The sequence below is a fragment of the Bradyrhizobium sp. RP6 genome (genome assembly GCF_003837805.1).
Lineage (GTDB): Bacteria > Pseudomonadota > Alphaproteobacteria > Rhizobiales > Xanthobacteraceae > Bradyrhizobium.
Genome location: NZ_RQIT01000001.1, coordinates 917285 through 939750, shown reverse-complemented (window position 1 = coordinate 939750; position 22466 = coordinate 917285). Strand labels below are relative to the sequence as shown.

The window sequence follows — 22466 nt, the reverse complement described above, 5'->3', positions numbered from 1 at the left end:
CAACCACATGGGGCGGGGGATCTAAGGCTGGGGCAAGGTGACGAGGTCCGGACTCCTAGGCACTCCGGACCTCGAAACTTTCGACATCGAACGCAATCGCGCCGCCCGGCTGGTTTCTGCCGGGCGGCGCGTTGTCGTTTCAGCGTCGTTGCAGTCAGCGCCTCTGCGGCTCGATCGTCACCGTGCAGTCGCCCTGCCCTTGCGTTGCGACCACGATGTTGCCCGCGGGAGCGCCGAGCGCGATCGGCGCGGACGAGCCGCCGTCGGGCATCTGGACCGTCACGCTCAAGGAATCGGTGCGTGCAGTCGAGCCAACGGTCGAGGGTTCCGCTTGGGCGACATTGCCCGAGGCGTCACGCCGCATGATCTGGCAGTTCACATTGCTCCCGCCGGCCGCCGCCATGCTCGACGTGGCGCTGCCGCCCATTTGAGCACGGGCCCGCGACGGATCGCGGGGCACCTGGCTGACGATGCGATGCGTCCGCGGCTCGACAATGACGACCTCGTCCTCCGTCGCGAAATATTCGTAGTCTCGATATGCGGGCTCGATCGAGACGATCTCGGGCGGAAGCCTATGGAGACGCACGCGCGAGGGAATTGTCTCGCCGACCCGGATCGAGATGTTCAGATTGCGCTCCGGCTGCGCCAGCCGCGCGCGGCTCACCGTTTCGGAGATCCGCACCTGCTTCTCCGACGTCACCTGGGCCTGCTGATTGACCTGCGTGTTGGTCTGCGTGGTCTGATTGGCTTGGTTCGTCTGCGTGGCCGAGGTGCCGGGTGCGCTCTGCGCATTGCTGGCCGGAGCCGTCCGGTTCGTATCGCTCGCGGTGGCCGGCCGGTTGGTCTGTTGCGCCGGCTGCTGTTGCTCGGCCGCATTGCGCGGCGGCTGGGCCTGGTTGCGCTCGTTCTGGTTGGCCGCAGCTCCCGTGCGCTCGTTCTGCTGGCCAGTTGGGGCGGTCCTGGACTTCTCGGACTCGGCCGTTGATTTCTGCGGCGCAGACTTGTCCTGCTTCGTCTCCGCGCTGCTCTTGCCGCTGTCGCGTCCCGGCTTCGCGCTCTCTGCCTCGCGGTTGCGATCGCGCGAAGGCTCTCGGGATTCTTGTATCTGATCCCTCGTCTTCGGTTGGTTGCGCTCGGCAGAACTGGCTGGCTGCCGCTTGTCGTCGTTCGCCTCCTGCTTGGCAGCACCGCCCTTCTGTTCGCGGCCCGCACCCTGCAGCCGCTCCTGAGCGCCCTGCGCGCGCTCTTGAACGCGCTCTTGAGCCGGACCGCCGCGCTGTGGCGCAGCGCCTTTTGCCGGTTCCTCCGTTGGTTTCGGCTCGTCCCTTCGCTCACCGGGCGCCTGAGCGTAGGCGAAGCCGGATGCGAGCATGAGTCCGATGGCCGCAGTCGATAACATCAGGTGTTTACGCATGGTCCCTCTCCTCGAAAATCCTCAACGACAGACGCGAACGTTCTGTCCTTGCGAAGGTTCCTGAGCGGGAACGTAACGGTCAGTGAGCGGATTGGGTCACGTTCACATCGCATCCTTGAGCGTTAGTCGCGCCATGAACGTCACGCTGGTCTTGCCGACCAGCGCCATGCCTTCGACCTCCGCACCGCCGGAAGAATAGTCGCCGGAGAAGCCGCAGGTGACCTCCCTGCCGCCGAATGCAAGCGTCCTGCCGATCGACTCGGTGTGCTGGTTGACGACCAAGTCGCCACGCCACTTGCCGTTCCGGAAGGTGTAGCTGCCGGTGTAGTAGAAATAGCTGTCGCCCCCCATGATGCGGCCGTCGCAGAGCACGACCACGCCTCTCGCCTGCCCGCGCTTGCCGTCGCGCATCTCGATGTCGAAGATGTAGAGGCCGTTTACGACCTTGCTCTCCCCACCTGCCTCTGACGCGCCGGCATCCGACATCAGATCCTCTCCCGATACTCCCGATTGGCGACGCCGATCAGTTCGGCACGTTCCTTTCCAGATCCTCGAGCCAGGCGGCCGCGCTCGAATCCGACGGCGCGCGCCAGTCACCGCGCGGCGACAGGGAGCCGCCGGCCGAGACCTTCGGCCCATTCGGCATGGCCGAGCGCTTGAACTGGCTGAAGGCGAAGAAGCGGCGCAGGAACACTTCCAGCCAGCGGCGGATCTCCGGCAGATCATAGGCCCTGCGCCGATCGTTCGGGAATGCTGGCGGCCACTCGCCCTTGGCGACCTCCTTCCACGCGTGGAAAGCCATGAAGGCGATCTTGGAGGGCCGCATGCCGAACCGCAGCGTGTAGAACAGGTTGAAATCCTGCAGCTCGTAAGGCCCGACGGACGCTTCCGTGCTCTGCGGTTTCTCGCCGGGCTGCACCGGCACCAGTTCGGGCGAGATCTCAGCGGCCAGAATCGCGCCAAGCGTCCGGTTGACGTCGTCGCTGAACTGCCTGGATGAGATCACCCATCGGATCAGGTGCTGGATCAGCGTCTTCGGCACGCCCGCATTGACGTTGTAATGCGCCATCTGGTCGCCGACACCATAGGTGCACCAGCCCAGCGCGAGCTCGGAGAGATCGCCGGTTCCAATGACGATGCCGCCGTGATGGTTGGCGAGCCGGAACAGATAATCCGTGCGAAGGCCCGCCTGCACGTTCTCGAAGGTGACGTCGTAGACCTTCTCGCCCTTGCCGAAGGGATGGCCGATGTCCTTCAGCATCTGGGTTGCAGTGGTGCGGATGTCGAGCTCCTGCCAGCTCGTCCGCAACGCCTGCATCAGCGCCAGCGCATGGGACTTGCTCTCGCTGCCGGTGGCAAAGCCCGGCATGGTATAGGCCAGGATGTTTTCGCGCGGCAGACCGAGCAGGTCGACCGCCTTGGCGGCGACGATCAATGCATGGGTGGAATCGAGTCCACCGGACACGCCGATCACGACGCGCTTGGTGCCGGTCGCGCGCATGCGCTGCACGAGCCCGGCGACCTGGATGTTGTAGGCCTCGTAGCAATCCTGCTCGAGCAGGCTCTCGTCGCTCGGCACGAACGGAAAGCGCTCGACCTTGCGCAGGAAACCGATGTCAGCGGCCGGCGGCTTCAGCGCGAATGTCACTTTGCGGTAAAAGGCCTCGCGCTGCCGCCGGTTGTCGTCGAACGTTCCCATCAGCGCGCGTTCCTGCCTGAGCAGGTCGAGGTCGACATCGGCCAGCGTGATCTGGCCGCCCTGGCGAAACCGCTCGCCCTCGGCCAGCAGCACCCCGTCCTCGTAGATCGAGGTCTGGCCGTCCCAGGCGAGATCGGTGGTCGATTCCCCTGCGCCGGCGGCCGCATAGACGTAAGCCGCAAGACAGCGCGCCGACGTCGATTGGCACAGCAGCGCGCGCGAGCGTGCCCGGCCGATCGTGATCGGGCTCCCCGAAAGGTTGATCAGAACACTCGCACCCGCGAGCGCGAGCTCCGAAGCCGGCGTCACCGGGATCCACATGTCCTCGCAGATCTCGACGCCGATGGTGAGGCCCGGAACGTCCTCGGCGGCGAACAGGAGATCCACGCCGAACGGCGCGTGCAGGCCGCCGAAGGCGATCGTCTCGCCGACGATGCCGGCGCCGGAGGCGAAATGGCGTCCCTCATAGAACTCGCGATAGGTCGGCAGATAGGATTTCGGCACCACGCCGAGGACGTTGCCGCGATGAATGACGACGGCGCAGTTGTAGATGCGATGACCAAAGCGCAGCGGCGCCCCGACGATCAGGACCGTCATCAGCCCCGCGGAGGCCTCGACGATCGCGGCCAGCCCGCGCTCGACTGCATCGAGCAGCGGATCCTGCTTAACCAGGTCTTCGATCGCATAGCCGGACAGGCACAGCTCGGGAAAGACGGCGACCGCCGCCGACTGCTCGTGGCAGGCCTCGGCCGCCGCCAGGACAGCCTTCACGTTGGCCGTGGGATCGGCGACATGAGAGGTAGTGACACAGGCCGCCACCCGCGCAAATCCGTGAGCGTAAATCGAGTGGAAAGTCATCGAGCGCAGTACCCTTAAGTCTCTTCCCGGCGGACACCGACCGTCGGGTCAGATTCATATGTAACCCATCGGTCTGGCCCCGTGCAGGCCATCCGCCGTCATGCATAACGGATTTGCGCCCCGGCCGGTCCAGAGCCGGCGACCTCAGGCGCTGCGGGCCAGCACGCCGGGCAGATCGCCGCGCAGCCACTCGGCAACCCGCGGCCAGGCATGCGCGTGGGTGCGCGCTCCCATGAACAGGCCGAGATGATTGCTGGGCTCGGATGCCGCCGCAATGAAGGCTGGCGGCGTGCCGACGAGATTGGCCGTGGCGAGCGCTTGCGTTGCCGGCACCACGCCGTCGTCGAGCCCGGCCAGCAGGAAGATCGGCGCCTTGACGTCCTTCAGATCGATCGACCGGCCGAGCGCGACGAAGCTGCCCCCGGCAATCCGGTTCTCCCGGAAAATCCCGTTGACGATCTCGAGATAATAGGCGCCCGGCAGATTGAGCGTCTCGGCGTTCCATCGGTCGAAGCGCGCGAGCAGCGCCGTGCCCTGCTCGTCCGACAGATCCCGCTGCAACGCCGCGACGATATCGTCGCGGTTCGGCGCTCGGGACCACAAGCGCAGCATCTCCTCGCCGCTGACATTGCCGCCGCCGCGCGCGACGAGCTGCTCATAGACCAGCTCGGGCGCGTTGCGGGCGAGCCTGGATAGCGAGGAATCAATCGACAAGTCCACGGGAGCACCGACCAGGACCAGCCGCCGCACCTTGGCCGGAAAGCGCGCCGCGTAGAGCAGCGACAGCCATCCGCCCTGGCAAAGGCCGACGAGATCGACCGGCGCGCCGATCTCGTCGATGGCGACGTTCAGATCACCGAGATAGCTGTCGATCGAGAGATAGCGCATGCCGGGGGTGGCCGACCGCCAGTCGGTGACATAGACCCGGTCGACACCGCCCTCTTGCAGTGACTGCACCACGCTATGGCCCGGCGCGAAATCGGCGATCAGGGCCCGATGCAGCGCATAGGGGGCGCAGACCAGCGCCGGCTGGCCGGACCGGGTCCGCGAGCAATCGCGCAGCTGCATCGTTGCGAGCTCCAGGGCAACGCGGTTGGGCGTCGTCCATGGCAGGCTGCTCTCTCCCTGCTTCGCGGGTCCGCGCTCCAGCCACCAGAAGCAGGCATCCATGGCGAGCTGCGCCGCCGCAAACGGCCACAGCCGTGGATCGTCAGGAGCAAGCCCTGGTCCACGTGGCTGTCTGGGGGCCTTCTCCACCATGGCTACCTCGATATCCTCACAGGAACGCCTCGAGGCTGACGACAGCGATGCCGCGGTCCCTGAAACTTTGATGGGTGGCGGCCACCGAGCCGTCGAGATCGATGCCGCGGCAGGCATCCTCGACGACGGCCACCTCCAGCCCCGCCTGACGCGCATCCTCCGCCGAGAAGCGGACGCAGAAGTCCAGCGCCAGACCGGCGACGAAGACGGTCTTCAGTTCGCGTTCGCGCAGATAGCCAAGCAGTCCTGTCGGCGTCCGATGGTCGTTCTCGAACAGCGCCGAATAGGAATCGATGCCACGGCGAAAGCCCTTGCGCACCACGAGGCTCGCCCGCGTCATGTCGAGATCGCGATGAAATTCAGCGCCCGCCGTGCCTTGCACGCAATGCACCGGCCATAGCACCTGCGTGCCGTAGTCGAGCTCGACGGCCTGGAACGGCTCCTTGCCCGCATGGTTCGACGCGAACGAGACGTGATCGCTCGGATGCCAGTCCTGGGTCAGCACCACATTGTCAAATTTTTGGGCGATCCGGTTGATGGCGGGGACGACCTTCTCGCCACTGGGAACGGCGAGCGCCCCGCCGGTGCAGAAGTCGTTCTGTACGTCGATCACCAGCAGCACGTCGCGGTCGGAAATCTTCATATCAAGCCCCAATCCATCCGCCCGGCGTCAGGCGCCGGATGCTTCCTCCCAATGTCGATCTTCCGGCGCCGCTTAGCAACCACCGACCGCGTGCGGCGATACCGCGCTGACGGCTAGGATTTGTCCAGAATGCAACGGTTCGACCTCATCCGTGTTGACTAGGAACAACCAAGCGAGGATTCTCAGACCGTCCGCGCTTGCGGATCGATCAGGAACGGAGGCAAAGGTTCCCGAGGGCCGACAAGGCCGCGGAAGCCGCAGGGCCATGGGCATCGGCAAGACAGGAACAATTCTTCTCGCCGATATCGGCGGCACCAATGCGCGCTTCGCGCTGAGCCGGAATGGTCAGACCGGACCGATCGATTACGTGAAGGTCGCCGACTTCCCGACCATACGGGAAGCCATCGCGGATGTGCTGGCGCGCCGGTCAGGCGGCGAGCAGCTCCAAAGAGCGGTGCTTGCCGTGGCGGGACCTGTCACCAACAACCGCTGCGTCATGACCAACAGCCCCTGGGTCATCGACGGCAACGAGCTGCAGCCCGCGCTTGGTTTCGACAGCGTCCATGTGCTGAACGACTTCGAGGTGGTGGCCTGGTCCCTGCCCGCCTTGCAGCCTGCCGACCTGATCCCGCTCGGCGGCGGCGATGGCTTGCCCGGAGAGCCGTTGCTGGTCGTCGGGCCCGGAACTGGTTTTGGTGTCTCCTGTCTGATCGAACGCCATGGTTCGCGGCTGGCCGTCGTCACCGAGGCCGGACACGCGACCCTGCCAGCGGAGAACGAGCGCGAGGAACGCGTGATTGCCTGCTTGCGCCGGCGCCTCGGCCATGTCTCCATCGAGCGCGGCGCACTCTCGGGTTCCGGACTGCAGAATCTCTACGAAGCGTTGGCCGAGATCGACGGCGTCCAGGTGCCGCACCGCGATGCCGCCGCCATCACCAAGGCTGCGCTGGACGGCAGCTGTCCTGTCAGCCGCGCGACGCTGGAGATGTTTTGCGCCACCCTCGGCTCGGTTGCCGGCAATCTCGCGGTGACCTTCGGCGCCCGGGGCGGCGTCTATATCGCCGGCGGAATCGTGCCGCGCTTTCGCGAGTTCCTAGCGGCCTCGGCGTTCCGCGCACGCTTTGAAGCGAAGGGACGCTTCCAGGACTATCTTCGCAACATCCCGACCAGGCTCGTGATCAAGCCCGATGCGAGCTTCGTCGGCCTGAAGATGTTTGCCGACCACACTGCGGACTGAGAATGAGTGCTCTCCGCCGCTCGCGGGTTCCAGTAATTCACAGATGATTCAGCACGTGCCCGGTTCCAGGGGGAACGTGCTTGCGTGCATGTTTCAGATAAGAAACAATTCAAGCATGCGCGGCGTAGTTGCGGGGGCGTGGCATGCGTAAGCAGGATTTGGGTTTCGACTATCACCGCTATCATCGTCTGCTGAGCGAAGCGGACAACGAAGACAAGCGTTTGGCCCTGATCGAGCTCCTGATCGAGGAAAAGGCGCGTGACCGGCTGGCTGCCCAGCGCGCGTCGGACCGCGCAGCCATGACAGCCCACACCATTGCCAGGGTTTTGAGGAATGGTCGCAACTGAGCCGACTGGATCGCTCTCTGGCGCGCGCCTTGGGCGTGATCGGTCAGCCCGGAATTTCGGCTGACGGCTCGGGAAACATCGAATCGATCATCGCCTTGAGCTGATCCATTGCGATCGGCTTGCGCAGGATCGGCCTGCGCCGAAGCAAGGACGGCAGCAGTTCCGGCCCGTAGCCTGTGGCGAAGAAAAATGGTTTTCCGCGACGTTCGATTAGGTCGGCGACGGGATCGACGTAGACGCCCATGAGGTTGATATCGAGGATGGCCATATCGTACTGCGCGGTCATGGCAAACGCGCTGGCGTCGCGCACATTGTCCGCTTCCGCGACGACGTGGTGGCCGAGTTCCTCCACCATGTCGGCGATCATCATCCGGATCAACGCCTCGTCTTCGACCAGGAAAACGGAGAGTCCGTCCGCCATATCACCCCCGCAGTCAGCCTTACGAAGCTAACCATACCCGAATTGCGGAGAGGATTCACGAATTCGTGGCGGACGCCGTTAATTCAGACGCGAGCGAGCCGATTCAACTTGATCAATCCAATCCGCGCTCGTGGCTGAGGCGCACCATCTCCTGAATGAAGACCTGCTTCTGCTTGTCGTCGAGGCTCGAATAGAGCGGTTCGGCGGCGTCGGCCACGTTGCGCTGGTCGGCGGCGCGATCGATCAGGAACTGGGCCTCGTTTCGCATCTGCTCGATGATGTCGTCGGGCGGATCCCGCTTGGCGCGCGCAACCCGGAGGTTGAGCCGCTCTGCACCATTATGCCCGAGATAGTGCATCGCGCTCGAGAAGCCGTACCAGTGCTTCTCCTGATCCGGCGTGAGATTCAGCTGGCTCTTGATGCGCTCGATGTAGGAATCGCTGTTGGCGACGATCTGCTCGGCGGTGAGCTGCGGGGCGCCGGTCTGGGTGAGGACCGTGACATCCTTATTGTCTTTGGTGCCCTTGTTGTCCTGCGGCGCGTTCTTCGCCTCCTTGCTCGCCTTGGCACCCTTGCCCGCCTTGGTGCTCTTGGCATCCTTGTCCTTGGCCGCGCCCTGCTGCTTGGCGTCCCTGGCGACTTCCTTGGCGGCTGGCGGCTGATTGCCGCCGTTGTTGCTGCCGACACCGAGCACGCCGGTGAAGACGCCGACCACGCCGCCGATCGCGCCGCCGAGCACGCCACCGACCGGACCGGCCGCCTTGTTCCCGGCCGCCGCGCCTTCCTGAACGCCCTTGACCAAACCTTGAGCATTCGCCGCCGCGGCGGCACCGAGCAACAGCACGAGCACGGATCCCAGCGCTAACCATCGCTGCACGCAAAGCCGCGCTGGCTGTGCCGGATTGATCATCCTCGTCTCCATCGTCGATCTGCCTAGCCTATCGTGCGGAAGCCCGCCGGCTTCAACTCTATCGTTTTCGCCGCTTCGAGGTCCAGACGCAGCCGATTGCTGTCCACGCCGGAAAAGTCTTTCACGCGAAGCGGTTATGCAGGCTTATTCGAAACTGCGGCGTAAATGCGTAACCGACCGTTCCAGACGGCTTGCCGCGAAGTGTGCATCGCAAAAACGACGAGCCCTGCGCCTGCGACGCGTCGCCTCGACATGCGTCACGACGTTTTCCGGACACAACGTTAGTTTTAGACTCGGAGCCGTTCGGCTTCCTCGACAGATGCGATCAATCATGCTCTGATCGCGCTACCAACTTGCTGCGGCTTGCGTGAATTGCTCACGCGACCGACGGCACCAACAAGAAAAGCCAACAGCAAAAAACTCAATAAAGAAGTCTGTCTGAGGAAACTCCAACAACAACACCCAAGCGAGGAAACGAGATGTCACGCAAGACACTGACGCGACGTCAATTTGTGGCTGCCACTGCAATGTCCTCCGCGGCGCTGATCACCGCGCCCTATGTCCGGGGCGCTTACGCCGCCGGAAAGCTCTCGATCGGCTTCTGGGACCATTGGGTGCCGGGCGCTAACAAGGCCTCGACGGACCTGGTCAACGAATGGGCCGCGAAGGAGAAGGTCGAAGTCTCCATCGACTATATCACCAGCAACAACAAGAAGCTCGAACTGACGGTCGCCGCCGAAGCGCAGGCGAAATCCGGTCACGATATTCTCCAGATGCCGACCTGGTGGCCGCACGCCTATGCCGACCAGCTCGAGCCGGTCAATGACATCATGGAGCCGATCATCAAGCAGAACGGCGACGTCAACGGCACCGTCAAATATCTGGGCCAGGCCGGCGGCAAATGGCTCGCCGTGCCCGCGACCGTCGGCAGCCAGATCAAGGGGCCCTGCTCCCGCATTGACTTGATGAAGCAGCATGCGGGTATCGACGTGCAGGAGATGTATCCGGCCGGCGCCGCGCCCAAGGCGGACAACTGGACCATGGAGACCTTCCTGAAGGCGGCGGAGGCCTGTCAGAAGGCCGGCTTTGCGTTCGGGATCGGTCTCGGCGAGACCACCGACAGCGTCGATACAGCCGGCGCGATCTTCCAGTCGTTCGGCGCCGAGCTCGTCAATGCCAAGGGCGATGTCACGGTGAAGACGGACGCGGTCCGACAGGCGCTCGAGTTCTACAAGAAGTTGATCGCCGTCCTGCCGCCCGACGCAGCATCCTGGGACGATGCGTCCAACAACAAATGGCTGATCTCGGGCCGTGGTGCGCTCATCCTGAATCCGCCGAGCGCCTGGGCGGTGGCCAAGCGCGATGCCCCGCAGGTTGCCGAGCAATGCTGGACCCACAGCATGCCGGCCGGTCCGAAGGGCCGCTTCGCACCCTTCCTGCCGTACTTCTGGGGCGTCTGGGCGTTCGGCAAGAACAAGCAAGCCGCCAAGAGCCTGCTCGCCCACCTTTCGCAGCCGTCTTCGATTGAGAAATTCGTCGCTGCGAGCGGCGGCTATGACCTTCCCTCTTTCGCGAACCTGACGAAGCTGAAGACCTGGGCCGAGGAAGGCCCGCCGAAGGGCACGCTCTATCACTATCCGGATCCGCACCACAGCCAGACAATGTCGATTGCGGCATCGCCGGCGCCGCCGAAGATCGCGCAGCAGATCTACTCCCAGGCGACGTTGACCAAATTGGCGCTGCGTTATGCGAGGGGCGAGACGATGGAGCAGGCGCTCGCCTGGGCCGAGGGCGAGTGCGAAGGCTTCATGCGGAGCTGACGCCGGGTGCTCATGGCGGTTCACGCGTTCACGGGTGAGCCGCCGACGATTCCGCCCGTCCCCTTGTCGGGGGAAGCCGACCGATGCGGCCGGCTTCCCCGTTAAACCTTCCGTAAGAAAGTTTGACCATGGCCGATGTCGTCGTTGAGCAGGGTCGCTCCGTCCGCGCCGCGAGCCCGCGCAAACGCACCAGCTTACACAACGCGCTCAGGCGGAAGTCGACGGTGGCGTTCTTCCTGACGCTACCGCTGATTCTCCTGATCGCGCTGCTCGTGCTCTATCCAGCCTTCTACTCCGCGCATCTCGCGATGCTGAACAAGTCGATGCAGAAGTTCGTCGGCCTGAGCAACTTCACTTTCCTGTTCAAGCGCGACACGTTCTGGATGGTCGTGAGGCAGTCCTGCATTTTCGCCATCACAGCGGTGTTCTTCAAGGCGTTGCTGGGCTTCATCGTCGCTCATTTCGTCCACAACCTGCCGGCCAAGGGCCAGCGCAAATGGCGCGGCATGCTGCTGGTGCCGTGGGTGATCCCGCCCGCCATGAGCACGCTGGCCTGGCTGTGGCTGTTCGACCCCTCCTATAGCGCCTTCAACTACACGCTGTCCTTCTTCGGCATCGGCCCGATCCCCTGGCTTGGCGACACCTTCTGGGCGCGTTTCTCCGTGATCCTCGTCAACGTCTGGTACGGCGCACCGTTCTTCATGATCATGTATCTGGCGGCGCTGAAATCGGTGCCGGACCAGCTCTACGAGGCAGCCGCCATCGACGGCGCCAATTGGTGGCAGCGGATCTGGTACGTGACGCTGCCGATGATGCGCAACATCATCGCCATCACGACGCTGTTCTCGTTGATCGTGACCTTCGCCAATTTCGATATCGTGCGCATCCTGACCTCGGGCGGCCCGTTGGATTCCACGCATATATTCGCCACCTGGGCATTCCAGGTCGGAATCCAGAGCAGCGACATTCCGCTCGGCGCCTGCGTCTCGCTGTTCATGGTGCCGATCCTCGCAGTCGCGGCGATCTTCATTCTGCGCGATGTCAGCAAACGTGGGAACGAAGCCTGATGAGCACGCTCGCAATCGACAAAGGCGGTCCCACGCGCAAGGTCAAATACCGGAGCATGAGCCGGGATCGTACCTGGGCTCTGCGCTGGTCCTACTTCTTCCTGGTGCTGTTCGCGATATTCTCGCTCACTCCGCCGATCTACATGCTGATCACCTCGCTCAAAAGCAGCGCGGAGATTTCGGCGGCGACCAATCCCTGGTGGGTGTTTCATCCCACCCTGTCGAACTACGTCGAGCTTCTGACCTCGAACCAGTTCCTGCGCTTCTTCTGGAATTCCGCTATCGTCTCCATCGTGGTCGTGATGGTCACCATGCTGATCAGCATTCCCGCGGCGTTTGCGCTGGCGAGGATGAAGTTCTGGGGCTCGACGACGCTCGCGACCGGGGTGTTTCTCACCTATCTGATCCCCGACAGCCTGCTGTTCATTCCGCTGTTCAAGATGCTCGCGGTGGTCCAGGACCTGACCGGCATCACGCTGCTGAACCGATGGTATGTGCTGCTGTTCATCTATCCGACGCTGACCGTGCCGTTCTGCACCTGGATCATGATCGGTTATTTCGCCTCCATCCCGAAGGAACTCGACGAGGCCGCCCTCATCGACGGCGCCTCCTGGCTGCAGACCCTGACGCGGATCTTCATCCCCGTCGCGCTGCCCGGGCTGATCGCCGCGACCATTTTCGCCTTCACGGTGTCCTGGGCGCAGTTCCTCTATCCGCTGGTGTTCACGACGTCGGTGGACCAGCTCGTGCTGCCGGTCGGCATCACCACCACGCTGATCAAGGGCGACGTGTTCAACTGGGGGCAGATAATGACCGGCGCGCTGCTCGGCGCCGCGCCGCCGCTGATCATCTACGCATTCCTGATGGACTACTACATTGCCGGCCTGACCGCCGGCGCGACAAAGGGTTGATGACGAGGAGCAGAAGTTCGATGGCTGACGTTGCTTTGCGGAAGGTAGTCAAGCGTTACGACGATGTCGAAGCCGTGCGCGGCATCGACCTCGACATCGCCGACCACGAGTTCATCGTGCTGGTCGGCCCCTCCGGCTGCGGCAAGTCGACGACGCTGCGCATGATCGCAGGCCTCGAGGACATCAGCGACGGCGACATCATGATCGGCGGCGACGTCGTCAACGACGTGCCGCCAAAGGACCGCGACATCGCGATGGTGTTCCAGAACTACGCGCTCTATCCGCACATGACTGTCGCCGAGAACATGTCGTTCGGGCTGCGCCTGAAGCACTACCCCAAGGCCGAGATCAAGGCCCGGGTGACGGAGGCCGCCCGCCTCCTCGACATCACGGACCTGATCGACCGCAAGCCGAAGCAGCTCTCCGGCGGTCAGCGCCAGCGCGTCGCCATGGGCCGCGCCATCGTGCGCAATCCCAAGGTCTTCCTGTTCGACGAACCACTGTCCAACCTCGACGCCAAGCTTCGCGTGCAGATGCGGATAGAGATCAAGAAGGTGCACCAGAAGGTGCGCACCACCACCGTCTACGTCACCCATGACCAGGTCGAGGCGATGACGCTGGCCGACCGTGTCGTGGTCATGAACAAGGGCCGGATCGAGCAGATCGGCACACCGAACGAGCTCTATCACAAGCCGGCGACGCGCTTCGTCGCAGGCTTCATCGGCTCGCCGGCGATGAACTTCATCCCGTGCCGGCTCGAGGATGTCGGCGGCACGCTCCAGCTCCGCCTCACCGACCGCATCGCCTTCCCGCTGCCGCCGGCCCGCGCGGCGCGTTACAACGCGCTGCCGCGCACGGACAAGCTGCTGCTCGGCATCCGGCCTGAGCATCTCACCGAGTCGCACGCGCATCTGGAGCCTGGCGTCGAGACCTTCGACACCGTGCTCGACGTCACCGAACCGATGGGGATGGAGACGCTGGTCTATTTCGGGCTCGACGGCACGCCGATCTGCGGCCGCGTCAATCCCAATGCCGGCGCCAAGGACGGGGCACCCATGCGTTTGGCGATGGACCTCAACAATATGCACCTGCTAAACGAGGCGACCGGCGTCGTATTGTGACGGCCGGACAAGAAACTCGCGCAGGCAGGGGACGATGGCGACCAACAAGAAGAAGATTTTCGTTACACAAACTTTGTCGCAAGGGGCACGCGCCCTCCTCACCCAGCGGGACGATATCGAGCTCGTCGAGTTTGCGAACCTGATCTCGGCGAAGGATTTCGAGGCCTTGTTGAAGAGCCATGCCCCCGTCCACGGTGTGGCGCTCGGCGCCACCGCCTTCGGCGAGACCGAGCTCGAAGCAGCCAGGGACATGAAGGTGGTGACCCGGATCGGCGTCGGCTACGACGCCGTCGACGTGGCCGCCCTCTCCCGCCGCAAGGTGCCGCTGATGGTCGCCGGCAGCGCGAACTCGCCCTCGGTCGCGGAAGCGGCGCTGTTCATGATGCTGACGCTGGCCAAGCGCGCGCAGGAGATGCACACCTGTGTCAGGGACGGCAAATGGGCCGACCGGCTCGGCATGCTGCCTTTCGATCTCTACGGCAAGACTGTGCTGATCGTCGGCTTCGGCCGCATCGGCAGTCGCACCGCCAAGCGCTGCCTGGCGATGGAAATGAAGGTGCAGGTCTACGATCCCTTCAAGGCAGCCGCCGAGATCAAGGCCGCCGGCTGCGAACCCGTCACCGACCTCGACGCCGCGCTGCCCAACGCCGATTTCGTCACGATCCATTGCCCGAAGACGCCGGAGACGGTCGGCCTGTTCGACGCTGACCGGATCGGGCGGATGAAGCCAAAATCCTACCTCATCAACACCGCGCGCGGCGGCATCGTGAAGGAAGCAGCGCTCTACGACGCCCTGGTCTCCGGCAAGCTCGCCGGCGCCGGCATCGACGTCTTCGAGGTGGAGCCGCCGCCGGTCAGCAACGCGCTGTTCGCGCTCCCCAACGTCATCGTCGCCCCGCATGTCGCCGGGGTTACGGTCGAAGCCGTCCAACGCATGAGCGAGCAGACCGCGCGCAACATCCTGAGTGTGCTGGACGGCGATCCCATCCGGCAGAACGTCATCAATCATGAGATCCTAGACCCATAGCGGCGATCTCGAATTGCCGTTCAGCTCCAACTATTTGCTGGCATTTCGAGCAATTTTCCCTTACATTTCAAGCGATTGACGAAGGGCGGCTGATGCCACATCTGCGGGCATCGGAACGGCATCCGCGGGCACGTTAGGCCCGCACCACTTTGCGTATGCTTAATTGCATGCAGCCCCTGCATGATGCTGCGGCCGTCCTCTGAGCCGAGTGGCGGCCTCGGCCGCAAGTGATACGAGCGAACCGGCCCCGCGTGCTCACTAGCGCACATTCATCGCCCTTGGATAATCTACAGTCGGCTTGCTCGCCCAAGAATTTCATAGGGATCAAGCAAAACTCACCAGCCCTGGCAGGAGCCCGGCTGCTAGTAAAAACAACTTTCATTATGCCCTCCTCGGAAAATGGAGGACATAAGAATGCAATTCGACGGGGAGCTCTAGACCTTCTTTGTTTGATACGCGTCAGCGGCGGAGAAAGGCCGCAGCAGGTGACTGCTGCGGCCCCGCGCATAATAAAAATAAACCAGTAAAACGCGTTTTAAGACAATTAATGAGCCGGGCGCCGGAACAAATATTCAATGCATTTATTATTGTCTCCGACGCAGCTTCTTGTCGCAGGCGAAGTGCCTCGCGTCATTAACCCGGATTAACATATGCATGTGCGGGAACCGCCCCGCATGGTAATTTAATTGACGGAATTCAATACTCTAATTAACTGGCTTTGCTTCAGCAGGGGTACACAGGAGGCATCGGTGAAGTTCACTTCAGGCGTTCTCAGCGCAGCAGCATTTGCGTTTTCGCTGGCGATAACCGTGCCAGCTGCGTTGGCTTGCAACGGCAAAGGTAATTGCGAGAATGCGCCGGGGCAGAATAAGCCGGGCCAGGTCAGTGGAGCCCCCGGACCGATTGCAGGTGCCGGCCTTCCTATTCTCGCGATCGGATACGGCGTGTACTGGCTGATGAGACGCCGGCGTACTCGATAGCTGCGCGCAGGTATCCGCGCTCGCTGATCGCCAGTGTTTTCTCCCGTCTGCCTGCAGCCGCCAGTGGAGCCCATCTACGGCGTCGGCTGACACAATGCCAGCTGGGGCTGTTGTCCAAAAGTCCGCCGCAAGCCGACTTCAGGCCTCTCGGAAGCACGTTTTGAGGGGCGTGCTGCGCCGGAATCGAACGTATTGCGGGCTCTGATTCTCCGCAATCACCCTGCGCCGGGCTGAAGATCGGCACTGGGATCAAGGTTGCCGGAAAGGGCGTCCCGGTGTGCGAAGCCGAGCGGAGTTAGCTTTGCGGCCGGGTCCTAATTTATCATCAATTTTGAATCGCGTTTTGCGGAGCTCGGGAATGATAGCAACCCGACACGATCAAACAAGATCTTTCTTTAGTTCAATCGAAGGACTGCGCGGCTGGCTCGCTGTTCTCGTGATGATCAACCACATTGGTTATGCTTCGAATCTTCGGCCATCGACCTTGGGCTACTTGACTTCGCTTGGTGGCGCCAATGCTGTCCGCGTCTTCATGATCATTTCGGGCTTTGTCATCTTTCATCTACTGATCGAAAAGCCAGAACCGTATCCGGCTTATCTGATCCGCCGATTCATGCGTTTGTTTCCACTATTTGCGATCAGCTGCATCGGAGGATATTTCGCCAACCTTGCAACGGTTCCAGCCCATGTGATTGGAGCCGACACGCCATTCTATGTTGAAGCACGCGACATCGCAGGGGCGACCGAACAATGGTTAGAGGCGCACGTTCTCGCGCACGCCACGATGCTGCATGGGATTATTAGCCACGAATTCCTGCCGTGGTCGGAATACGCCTTTAACGTGCCGGGGTGGAGCATCTCGTTAGAGTGGCAGTTCTACCTTGTCGCTCCACTGATGCTGCTCGCCTTACGTTCCCCATCGGTGGCCATCCCACTGATCATAGGCATCATCGTCGCTCATCACGCAACCCAACAGGTCTGGGTCTATCATCAGCAATCAATGCTTCTTGATCCGATCATTTATTTCAGTGTCGGCATCGTCAGCCGGTTGATTTATCCGTGGCTGAAAAATGGTGTGCGACAAACTACTGTCCCGCTCACCGCGATCGGACTTGCCGCGATATTTATACGAGGACCATTTGTTGTTTGGGGTCTGCTCTATCTTGGTTTGATCATCCATCGTGACATCAGCAATGGATTCACGAAGCTCTACCGTTTGTTGCTTGAAAGTCGCTTGGCCGGTTATCTCGGCTCGCGATCCTATTCGGTCTATCTTTGCCACTATCCTATCATGTTGAGCTACTCCGCATTGTGGGCGAGTTGGACTAATCAGATCGGCACCTTAACGATGATGGCATTTGCGGTAATCCCTTCGACGTTGATAGTCGCGGAAGTGCTTTATCGCGGCATTGAACTTCCTGCTATCAGGCTCGGAGGACATCTTGCGCGAATGTTTTCGCCCACTCGAATGACACTGACAAAAAGTGTCGCATCTTGATGACCCGGCACCGGACTCATCCGGCGGGGGTTAGAGTCTCAGGGTTTTGTAGGCAAGTGGAGCAACGGACGCTCGGCGGAATTGGTCAGTTGAGTTCGAGCGCAAGGTGGGACTAGTTCAACCGAATGTCCATGAAAACCGGCAGCAGCTCAATCGCCTTCTTGCTGATGCTGCCAAGCTTGTCCTTGCCTCAGCGGAGACACCCGATCCGGTGCACAGGAATTCGCCCGCGCGCTGATCAGCCCTTTCATGACTGATTATCGTGGACTCTCAAATAATATTCCGGCTCGGCCTTGGTAAAGAAAAGAGGCCCAGCTCGCGGGCTTATTTGGTGATATTGAGCTGGGGCCATTCGGGTCACCCTTGGGGAATGGAATCGGGAAAACTTGGCAATCGCGGGAATGTTCCTGTCCTAATTTTGAATGTCCAATGTCCTAAGTCAGCCGACTCCAGCCCACTACAATCCAATGGGACGTCACGTCCTCTCTCAGAAAATGACACCTTCGACCGGTTTGTTGTCTTGAAGTACCTGCCGCGCCTGCTCAGTGACCTCGTGCAACGTGAACCTTGGCTTGTTTCTTCATTCCATTTGAAGCTCGGAGAATGCGGTACAGCGGGTTCGGGCCACTAGCCATCACACGATCCCTCGATCATCCGGTCGGCCTGTGCAAGCCGCCATAGCTCGTCGGTGCGGTTCACGACGGTGTCCTCAGGCGCTCTTCGCCTCTTGCTAATTCAACCTGCTTTGCGAAGGCGCAGGCCGAAATGGCACTCGCGGACGGGAGGGAGCGGTTTCGGCGGTGATCGGTGCGCTCCGCTCCGCCTCAAGCACGCGGGCGCGAAGACTTTCCAATTCGGACAATTGAGACGTAAGCTGTTCTAGACGCTCATGCAGCAGCACAGCGGCGTCAACCGCTAGACCATGATATTCACGCATGACGTGTAACCCCAACCAAGCTCTCGAACAGACTTGGACCACGGCCCCGCGTTGACCAATCGGGAAAATGATGCAATCGCAACTGAAATCCGCCGACGTTGTTCCAGCATCTACATATGTGAATCGTATAGTCGAAAGTTAATTCGGCAGAGAGTGCACCAGACGCAGCGAAGCTGCGGCCGAAGTGTCTGGGATGAACGCCGCCCCGGCGGCGAGGCGTAGTTCGCAGAGACGTCACTCTTGCCTAGACCGGGTTATAGGGGCACTAAGTTCTCCGGCCCAATGGAGTCTGAATCAGAGCTCTGCCGCTTGATCACTAGTTCAAGCTCAAGAGTCTCAATTGCGAGTTCCTCTGCCAAGCGTCCGAACGATTCTCGCTTTCCCGAGTCACTCGTTCGTCTTCTCATGAGGGCGAGCTCCGCAGCATCGGCGCGGAGCTTCTGAGGTCCTTCATGGCATTTGGCCTTCAGGTTCCTTCCCCACCTCCGCGGCGGTTAGCCAGAACAACGACAAGAATGCCCACAGGCTCATCGTTCATCGTCACTCTGACGGCCCATGCCGAGATGAACCACACGAGCGGGCGGGCCTAAGTAGAGGCCAACGTTGGTCAGGAGCTGCCTGACGTCGCTATAGAAAAGTCCGTCGACAGGCCTATAATGGTGGTTTCCGGGCCATGCTCCTCAATCGCTGTCGAGAGCTCACGGTTCGGCCGAAGTTTAGCCTTGCCGTCCCCGAGAATCTCGCAACGCTCAAGTATTGCTCGCTTGGTGGCCGCGACACCAGCCCGGACGTCGTCCATCGCCTTCGTCAATTGTTCTTGCATTTCTGTTTCTTCGGGGTGCAGAGCTTCCCGAGCACGGGCACGCACGACATTCCATTCCGCCGCAGTAGGGCCTGACAGGTAGTCGGGCGCGGCCAAAATCGCGCTGAAGCGCGCCCGCCAGGGATGGACGTGCATCTTTCGGCCGCCTCAACGTTCACTGAGCCAAGTTAAATCAGGCTCGAAGACCTCGTTTCGAAACCATGCACGCGCGCAATCAACGAAGCTGTAGACATCTGAGCCGAACTTCCCGGCGGGCGACGGATGCGCCCGCCTCTGGGACGCCAGAAAGCGTCCCATTTTGGTGCAGATCGAGCCCCAACTCAGCCTTAATCAACCGCGCGTAATAAGGTCGGCCGCGGCGGCAGTGGGACAGACTTGCCGGCCGCATCGAGCTGGAGGATGAACCCTTGTCAGAGATCGACCCGACCGACCACGCGCTGGCGACCATCGCCAGCATCTTGGAGCACCCCGAGCCCGTCCTCGTCGTTCGCGAGACCGAGACCATCCGGGAGACCGAGATGGTCGTCGTCGGTGAGGAGCCGTCCGCCGAAGAACATCATGCCGTCGACGAGCATCCAATGGTCGATGAGCAGCCGCTGGTGCCGGAGCACACCGATGCGGATGGCTACAGCAAGGTTGGCCCCGGCCCGATGGTCGCGATCCGCCTCAAATGGACGGTCCATCGCGGCGATGATGGCCAGTTCTACGTCCACGAGACCATCGGCGAGCAATCCGCCCCCGTGGTCAGCGGCCCGATGACGAGCGAGGCCGCCGTGCGCTTCGTTGACGAGCGGGAGGACGAGGCACATCGTCGCTTCGAAGAGCTGCGCAGCGAGATCGCCGGCCGAAGCTCGCTCGCCGACTACGAGCGCAAGGGCGAAGCGTAAAGCAGCACCGAAGGTGCCGTGCACCTCTCCCTTAGGGAGAGGTGTACACCGAGCCCGCCAACTACTTCCTCCCGAGATAATCCTTCTTCACCAGCTCGACGCCGGCGTGCCGCAACAGGTCGTAGGCCGTGGTCACGTGAAAGAAGAACTGCGGGACGCTGAACGTCAGCAGCAGCGTCCGTCCGGTGAAGGGCAGCTCGGTCCCGTTCTTCAACCTGAAGACAACATTCCGTTCCGCAGCCGCATCGATCTCCATGCGCGACAGGCTTTCGACGAACTCGATGGACGTTGCGATGCGCGCCTGAAGACCGGCCATGTCGTGTTCCAGTGCCGGCAGCGCCACTGGCTCGCACTGCGCCAGCAAGGCCGGCGCAACCGTGGCATGGCGGCAGGCTTCGCCGACCTGCTGCGCCAGATCGTACATGTTCGGCGCAAGGCGCATGCCGAGCAGAACCGTCGGATTGAACTTACGGGCCTCCGCATGGGCGACGCCCTTGTCGAGCAGCGCTGACAGGTTGCGCAAATAAGGCACGAAGAGGCCGACTGAGGCCTCGTACATCGAGATCGTCACCTCTGGATCCCCTTCAATTCTGCCTCGCCACCGACGGGCATCTGGTCTAAATCGACCGCTCAAGGGCTGCACAATGACAGCTCGGGCATGGGTGGAAAAGAGATGATCGTTCGGTTGTGGACGGCTTTGGCCGTGGCGTTGCTGGTGAATGTCCCGGCGCTGGCGCAGCAGGCCGCGCCCTCGCGTCTCGACGAGATCGTCAAGCGCGGCAGCTTGCGCGTCGGCATGACCGGCGACTACAGGCCCTTCACCTATCTGGACAAGACCACGCAGCAGTTCAGCGGCTTCGATGTCGACATGGCGCAGGCCCTCGGCAAGGCGCTCGGCGTCAAGGTCGAGTTCGTGCCGACGGCGTGGCCCAAGCTGATGAAGGATTTCGAGGCCGACCAGTTCGACATCGCCATGGGCGGGGTCTCGGTGACGCTCGACCGGCAGAAGAAAGGCTTCTTCTCCACACCGATCATGCGCGAGGGCAAGACGCCGATCGCGCGCTGCGCCGATGTCGGCAAATACCAGACGCTTCCGGACATCGACAAGAAGGGCACCCGAATCATCGTCAATCCCGGCGGCACCAACGAGCGCTTCGCCCGTGCCAACATCAGGGATGCCGAGATCACCGTCTTCGCAGACAACACCGTGATCTTCGATGAAATAGCCAAGGGCAACGCCGACCTGATGATGACCGACGCGTCCGAAACCCGCTACCAGCAGAAGCAGCATGCCGGCGTGCTCTGCGCGGTGCATCCCGAAAAGCCGTTCGACTTCTCCGAGAAGGCCTATTGGCTCCAGCGCGACATGGCGCTGAAAGCCTTCGTTGACCAATGGCTGCACATTTCCATGGAGGATGGCAGCTACAAGAAGATCTACGCCGCCTGGTTCGACTAGGCCTTAAATCGCGTCCTCCTGTCGCTTGCCTTGGCCAAAGTTTGGATTGGCCAAAGTTTGGACCGGCTCCGGGCCTATTGAACCCGGAACCACCGGAAGACGACTCATACCAACGACAGTGATCTAGATCACTTTTTGCGAGCGAACCGGCGCGTAAGCGTCGGTCCGGGGACCACCTGTTCAGGAGACGGAAATGAGGAAGCTGTTGGCCACGGCCGCATTCCTTTTGGCGAGCACCGCCGCACAGGCGCAGTACACTTTCGAGTATGGCGGGCGCACCATCCGCATCGATCCGGACCGCGGCACGGTGCAGATCCCCGGCGTCTATGACAACACCGGCCAGAGCAAGCCCAAGAAGCCCAAGAAGAACGAGACGGCCCCGGGCCAGCAAGCGCCGCAGCAGGCCACGGTCGAGCCGCAAACGCCGGCCGCTCCCGCCCCCGCTCCGGTCGCCCCACCGCCCGCGGCGGCGCAAGCGCCTGTGCCTGCTGCACCCGCTGCCGCAACAGCACCGCCTGCTCCACCTCCGGCGGCAACCGCCAGCAACACGCCCGCCGAGACTGCCGTGCTGCCGCCGCCCGCGCCGCCTTCGGCGCCTGCACCGGCCACGCAGCAGGCAGCTCCCGCCGTGACACCACCGCCGGTCCAGGCCATGACTGCGGCTCCTCCGGCACCGCCCGCTCCGCCCCCGGCAACCGCGCCAGTTCAGGCGGCTGCCGTCGCGCCGCCTGCTCCTGCAGCGGCGCCCACGCACGATCTCAATTCGCCGCTCGGCATCTGGCTTACCGAGGAGAAGGAAGGCAAGGTCCGCATCGAGCAATGCGGCAGCAATCTCTGCGGCTATTCGGTCGACAGCAAGTCGAACCAGAACGGCGAGCAGGTTCTGATCAACATGAAGCCCGGCAAGGACCAGAAATGGTCCGGCCGGATCCTCGATCCGAACTCCGGCTCGACCTACGATTCCACGATCGCGATGAAAGGCACCGACCGGCTGCGCGTGCAGGGCTGCGCCTTCGGCGGCATGTTCTGCGGCGGCCAGACCTGGACGCGCGTGAATTGAGCCTCTCGAACTTTCCTTTACCGAGTCATTCCGGGGCACGCGAAGCGTGAACCCGGAATGACGGCGGAAAACGCGTGCGACGCATCGCCT

At 62.4% G+C, this 22466-nt stretch carries 20 protein-coding genes; 11 read left to right on the top strand and 9 right to left on the bottom strand.

Translation table 11 applies throughout. The annotated features are described in order from the left end of the window. Window positions 1-154 precede the first annotated feature (154 nt). The 5 genes from EHH60_RS04875 to pncA all read right to left on the bottom strand — a co-directional run bounded on the left by EHH60_RS04875 (window position 155) and on the right by pncA (window position 5874). On the bottom strand, window positions 155-1414 hold the full coding sequence (locus tag EHH60_RS04875; RefSeq protein WP_124158303.1) for a DUF1236 domain-containing protein: 1260 nt from the start codon (window positions 1412-1414) through the stop codon (window positions 155-157). 102 nt (window positions 1415-1516) lie between these two features. Next, a complete protein-coding gene (locus tag EHH60_RS04870; RefSeq protein ID WP_124158302.1) occupies window positions 1517-1900 on the bottom strand; it encodes a GrlR family regulatory protein in 384 nt (127 codons plus the stop codon). Window positions 1901-1937: 37 nt separating this feature from the next. Continuing rightward, window positions 1938-3971 carry an NAD(+) synthase gene (locus EHH60_RS04865; RefSeq protein WP_124158301.1) on the bottom strand — a complete coding sequence of 678 codons (2034 nt, stop codon included), beginning with the start codon at window positions 3969-3971 and terminating at the stop codon, window positions 1938-1940. A 144-nt stretch (window positions 3972-4115) separates the two neighbouring features. Then, on the bottom strand, window positions 4116-5231 hold the full coding sequence (locus EHH60_RS04860) for an alpha/beta fold hydrolase (RefSeq protein ID WP_124158300.1): 1116 nt from the start codon (window positions 5229-5231) through the stop codon (window positions 4116-4118). A 16-nt stretch (window positions 5232-5247) separates the two neighbouring features. Then, on the bottom strand, window positions 5248-5874 hold the full coding sequence (gene pncA, locus EHH60_RS04855) for a bifunctional nicotinamidase/pyrazinamidase (RefSeq protein WP_124158299.1): 627 nt from the start codon (window positions 5872-5874) through the stop codon (window positions 5248-5250). Window positions 5875-6139: 265 nt separating this feature from the next. Here pncA and glk point away from each other — a divergent pair, with 265 nt between their 5' ends. Then, entirely contained in the window at window positions 6140-7111 is a 972-nt protein-coding gene (gene glk / locus EHH60_RS04850) for a glucokinase (RefSeq protein WP_124158298.1), read from the top strand. Between the two features lie 143 nt (window positions 7112-7254). After that, on the top strand, window positions 7255-7458 hold the full coding sequence (locus tag EHH60_RS04845; RefSeq protein ID WP_124158297.1) for a hypothetical protein: 204 nt from the start codon (window positions 7255-7257) through the stop codon (window positions 7456-7458). 43 nt (window positions 7459-7501) lie between these two features. On the opposite strand, the gene EHH60_RS04840 is transcribed toward EHH60_RS04845, so the two are convergent. Both EHH60_RS04840 and EHH60_RS04835 read right to left on the bottom strand, forming a co-directional pair. Then, complete coding sequence (locus tag EHH60_RS04840) at window positions 7502-7879, bottom strand: response regulator (protein WP_124158296.1); 378 nt, start codon at window positions 7877-7879, stop codon at window positions 7502-7504. Between the two features lie 112 nt (window positions 7880-7991). After that, window positions 7992-8789, bottom strand: a complete 798-nt coding sequence (locus tag EHH60_RS04835) for a Spy/CpxP family protein refolding chaperone (protein ID WP_124158295.1) — start codon at window positions 8787-8789, stop codon at window positions 7992-7994. A 479-nt stretch (window positions 8790-9268) separates the two neighbouring features. On the opposite strand from EHH60_RS04835, the gene EHH60_RS04830 reads away from it, so the two are divergent. From EHH60_RS04830 to EHH60_RS04805, 6 genes are all read left to right on the top strand, one after another. Continuing rightward, a complete protein-coding gene (locus tag EHH60_RS04830) occupies window positions 9269-10609 on the top strand; it encodes an ABC transporter substrate-binding protein (protein ID WP_124158294.1) in 1341 nt (446 codons plus the stop codon). A 128-nt stretch (window positions 10610-10737) separates the two neighbouring features. After that, window positions 10738-11676, top strand: coding sequence for a carbohydrate ABC transporter permease (locus tag EHH60_RS04825; protein WP_124158293.1), 939 nt, complete (start codon window positions 10738-10740; stop codon window positions 11674-11676). Then, complete coding sequence (locus tag EHH60_RS04820; protein ID WP_028179734.1) at window positions 11676-12587, top strand: carbohydrate ABC transporter permease; 912 nt, start codon at window positions 11676-11678, stop codon at window positions 12585-12587. Before EHH60_RS04825 ends, EHH60_RS04820 begins: the two co-directional genes overlap by 1 nt. A gap of 20 nt (window positions 12588-12607) precedes the next feature. After that, window positions 12608-13708 (top strand): ABC transporter ATP-binding protein, encoded by a 1101-nt coding sequence (locus tag EHH60_RS04815; protein ID WP_124158292.1) that lies wholly within the window; start codon window positions 12608-12610, stop codon window positions 13706-13708. Between the two features lie 34 nt (window positions 13709-13742). Then, window positions 13743-14735 (top strand): hydroxyacid dehydrogenase, encoded by a 993-nt coding sequence (locus tag EHH60_RS04810; RefSeq protein ID WP_124158291.1) that lies wholly within the window; start codon window positions 13743-13745, stop codon window positions 14733-14735. Between the two features lie 1338 nt (window positions 14736-16073). Continuing rightward, window positions 16074-17213 carry an acyltransferase family protein gene (locus tag EHH60_RS04805; protein ID WP_124158290.1) on the top strand — a complete coding sequence of 380 codons (1140 nt, stop codon included), beginning with the start codon at window positions 16074-16076 and terminating at the stop codon, window positions 17211-17213. Window positions 17214-18757: 1544 nt separating this feature from the next. On the opposite strand, the gene EHH60_RS04800 is transcribed toward EHH60_RS04805, so the two are convergent. After that, complete coding sequence (locus EHH60_RS04800; protein WP_124158289.1) at window positions 18758-19108, bottom strand: hypothetical protein; 351 nt, start codon at window positions 19106-19108, stop codon at window positions 18758-18760. 272 nt (window positions 19109-19380) lie between these two features. Here EHH60_RS04800 and EHH60_RS37405 point away from each other — a divergent pair, with 272 nt between their 5' ends. Continuing rightward, window positions 19381-19860, top strand: a complete 480-nt coding sequence (locus EHH60_RS37405; RefSeq protein ID WP_199751287.1) for a hypothetical protein — start codon at window positions 19381-19383, stop codon at window positions 19858-19860. Window positions 19861-19921: 61 nt separating this feature from the next. Here the strand turns inward: EHH60_RS37405 and EHH60_RS04790 are convergent, their stop codons facing one another. Next, on the bottom strand, window positions 19922-20419 hold the full coding sequence (locus EHH60_RS04790) for a DUF1993 domain-containing protein (RefSeq protein ID WP_199751304.1): 498 nt from the start codon (window positions 20417-20419) through the stop codon (window positions 19922-19924). Between the two features lie 114 nt (window positions 20420-20533). Between EHH60_RS04790 and EHH60_RS04785 the strand changes: the two genes are divergently transcribed. Both EHH60_RS04785 and EHH60_RS04780 read left to right on the top strand, forming a co-directional pair. After that, window positions 20534-21316, top strand: a complete 783-nt coding sequence (locus tag EHH60_RS04785; protein ID WP_124158288.1) for a transporter substrate-binding domain-containing protein — start codon at window positions 20534-20536, stop codon at window positions 21314-21316. A 193-nt stretch (window positions 21317-21509) separates the two neighbouring features. Further along, entirely contained in the window at window positions 21510-22376 is an 867-nt protein-coding gene (locus tag EHH60_RS04780) for a DUF2147 domain-containing protein (RefSeq protein ID WP_124158287.1), read from the top strand. The last annotated feature ends 90 nt before the right edge of the window (window positions 22377-22466 follow it).

Excerpts from the sequence above, each read along its gene's own strand:
- EHH60_RS04825 (WP_124158293.1), top strand. The coding sequence starts at position 10,738 with ATGGCCGATGTCGTCGTTGAGCAGGGTCGCTCCGTCCGCGCCGCGAGC.
- EHH60_RS04790 (WP_199751304.1), bottom strand. The coding sequence starts at position 20,419 with ATGTACGAGGCCTCAGTCGGCCTCTTCGTGCCTTATTTGCGCAACCTG.
- EHH60_RS04785 (WP_124158288.1), top strand. The coding sequence starts at position 20,534 with ATGATCGTTCGGTTGTGGACGGCTTTGGCCGTGGCGTTGCTGGTGAAT.
- EHH60_RS04870 (WP_124158302.1), bottom strand. The coding sequence starts at position 1,900 with ATGTCGGATGCCGGCGCGTCAGAGGCAGGTGGGGAGAGCAAGGTCGTA.
- EHH60_RS04845 (WP_124158297.1), top strand. The coding sequence starts at position 7,255 with ATGCGTAAGCAGGATTTGGGTTTCGACTATCACCGCTATCATCGTCTG.
- EHH60_RS04830 (WP_124158294.1), top strand. The coding sequence starts at position 9,269 with ATGTCACGCAAGACACTGACGCGACGTCAATTTGTGGCTGCCACTGCA.
- glk (WP_124158298.1), top strand. The coding sequence starts at position 6,140 with ATGGGCATCGGCAAGACAGGAACAATTCTTCTCGCCGATATCGGCGGC.
- EHH60_RS04875 (WP_124158303.1), bottom strand. The coding sequence starts at position 1,414 with ATGCGTAAACACCTGATGTTATCGACTGCGGCCATCGGACTCATGCTC.
- EHH60_RS04860 (WP_124158300.1), bottom strand. The coding sequence starts at position 5,231 with ATGGTGGAGAAGGCCCCCAGACAGCCACGTGGACCAGGGCTTGCTCCT.
- EHH60_RS04780 (WP_124158287.1), top strand. The coding sequence starts at position 21,510 with ATGAGGAAGCTGTTGGCCACGGCCGCATTCCTTTTGGCGAGCACCGCC.
- EHH60_RS04810 (WP_124158291.1), top strand. The coding sequence starts at position 13,743 with ATGGCGACCAACAAGAAGAAGATTTTCGTTACACAAACTTTGTCGCAA.
- pncA (WP_124158299.1), bottom strand. The coding sequence starts at position 5,874 with ATGAAGATTTCCGACCGCGACGTGCTGCTGGTGATCGACGTACAGAAC.
- EHH60_RS04840 (WP_124158296.1), bottom strand. The coding sequence starts at position 7,879 with ATGGCGGACGGACTCTCCGTTTTCCTGGTCGAAGACGAGGCGTTGATC.
- EHH60_RS04800 (WP_124158289.1), bottom strand. The coding sequence starts at position 19,108 with ATGCACGTCCATCCCTGGCGGGCGCGCTTCAGCGCGATTTTGGCCGCG.
- EHH60_RS04835 (WP_124158295.1), bottom strand. The coding sequence starts at position 8,789 with ATGATCAATCCGGCACAGCCAGCGCGGCTTTGCGTGCAGCGATGGTTA.
- EHH60_RS04805 (WP_124158290.1), top strand. The coding sequence starts at position 16,074 with ATGATAGCAACCCGACACGATCAAACAAGATCTTTCTTTAGTTCAATC.
- EHH60_RS04815 (WP_124158292.1), top strand. The coding sequence starts at position 12,608 with ATGGCTGACGTTGCTTTGCGGAAGGTAGTCAAGCGTTACGACGATGTC.
- EHH60_RS04865 (WP_124158301.1), bottom strand. The coding sequence starts at position 3,971 with ATGACTTTCCACTCGATTTACGCTCACGGATTTGCGCGGGTGGCGGCC.
- EHH60_RS04820 (WP_028179734.1), top strand. The coding sequence starts at position 11,676 with ATGAGCACGCTCGCAATCGACAAAGGCGGTCCCACGCGCAAGGTCAAA.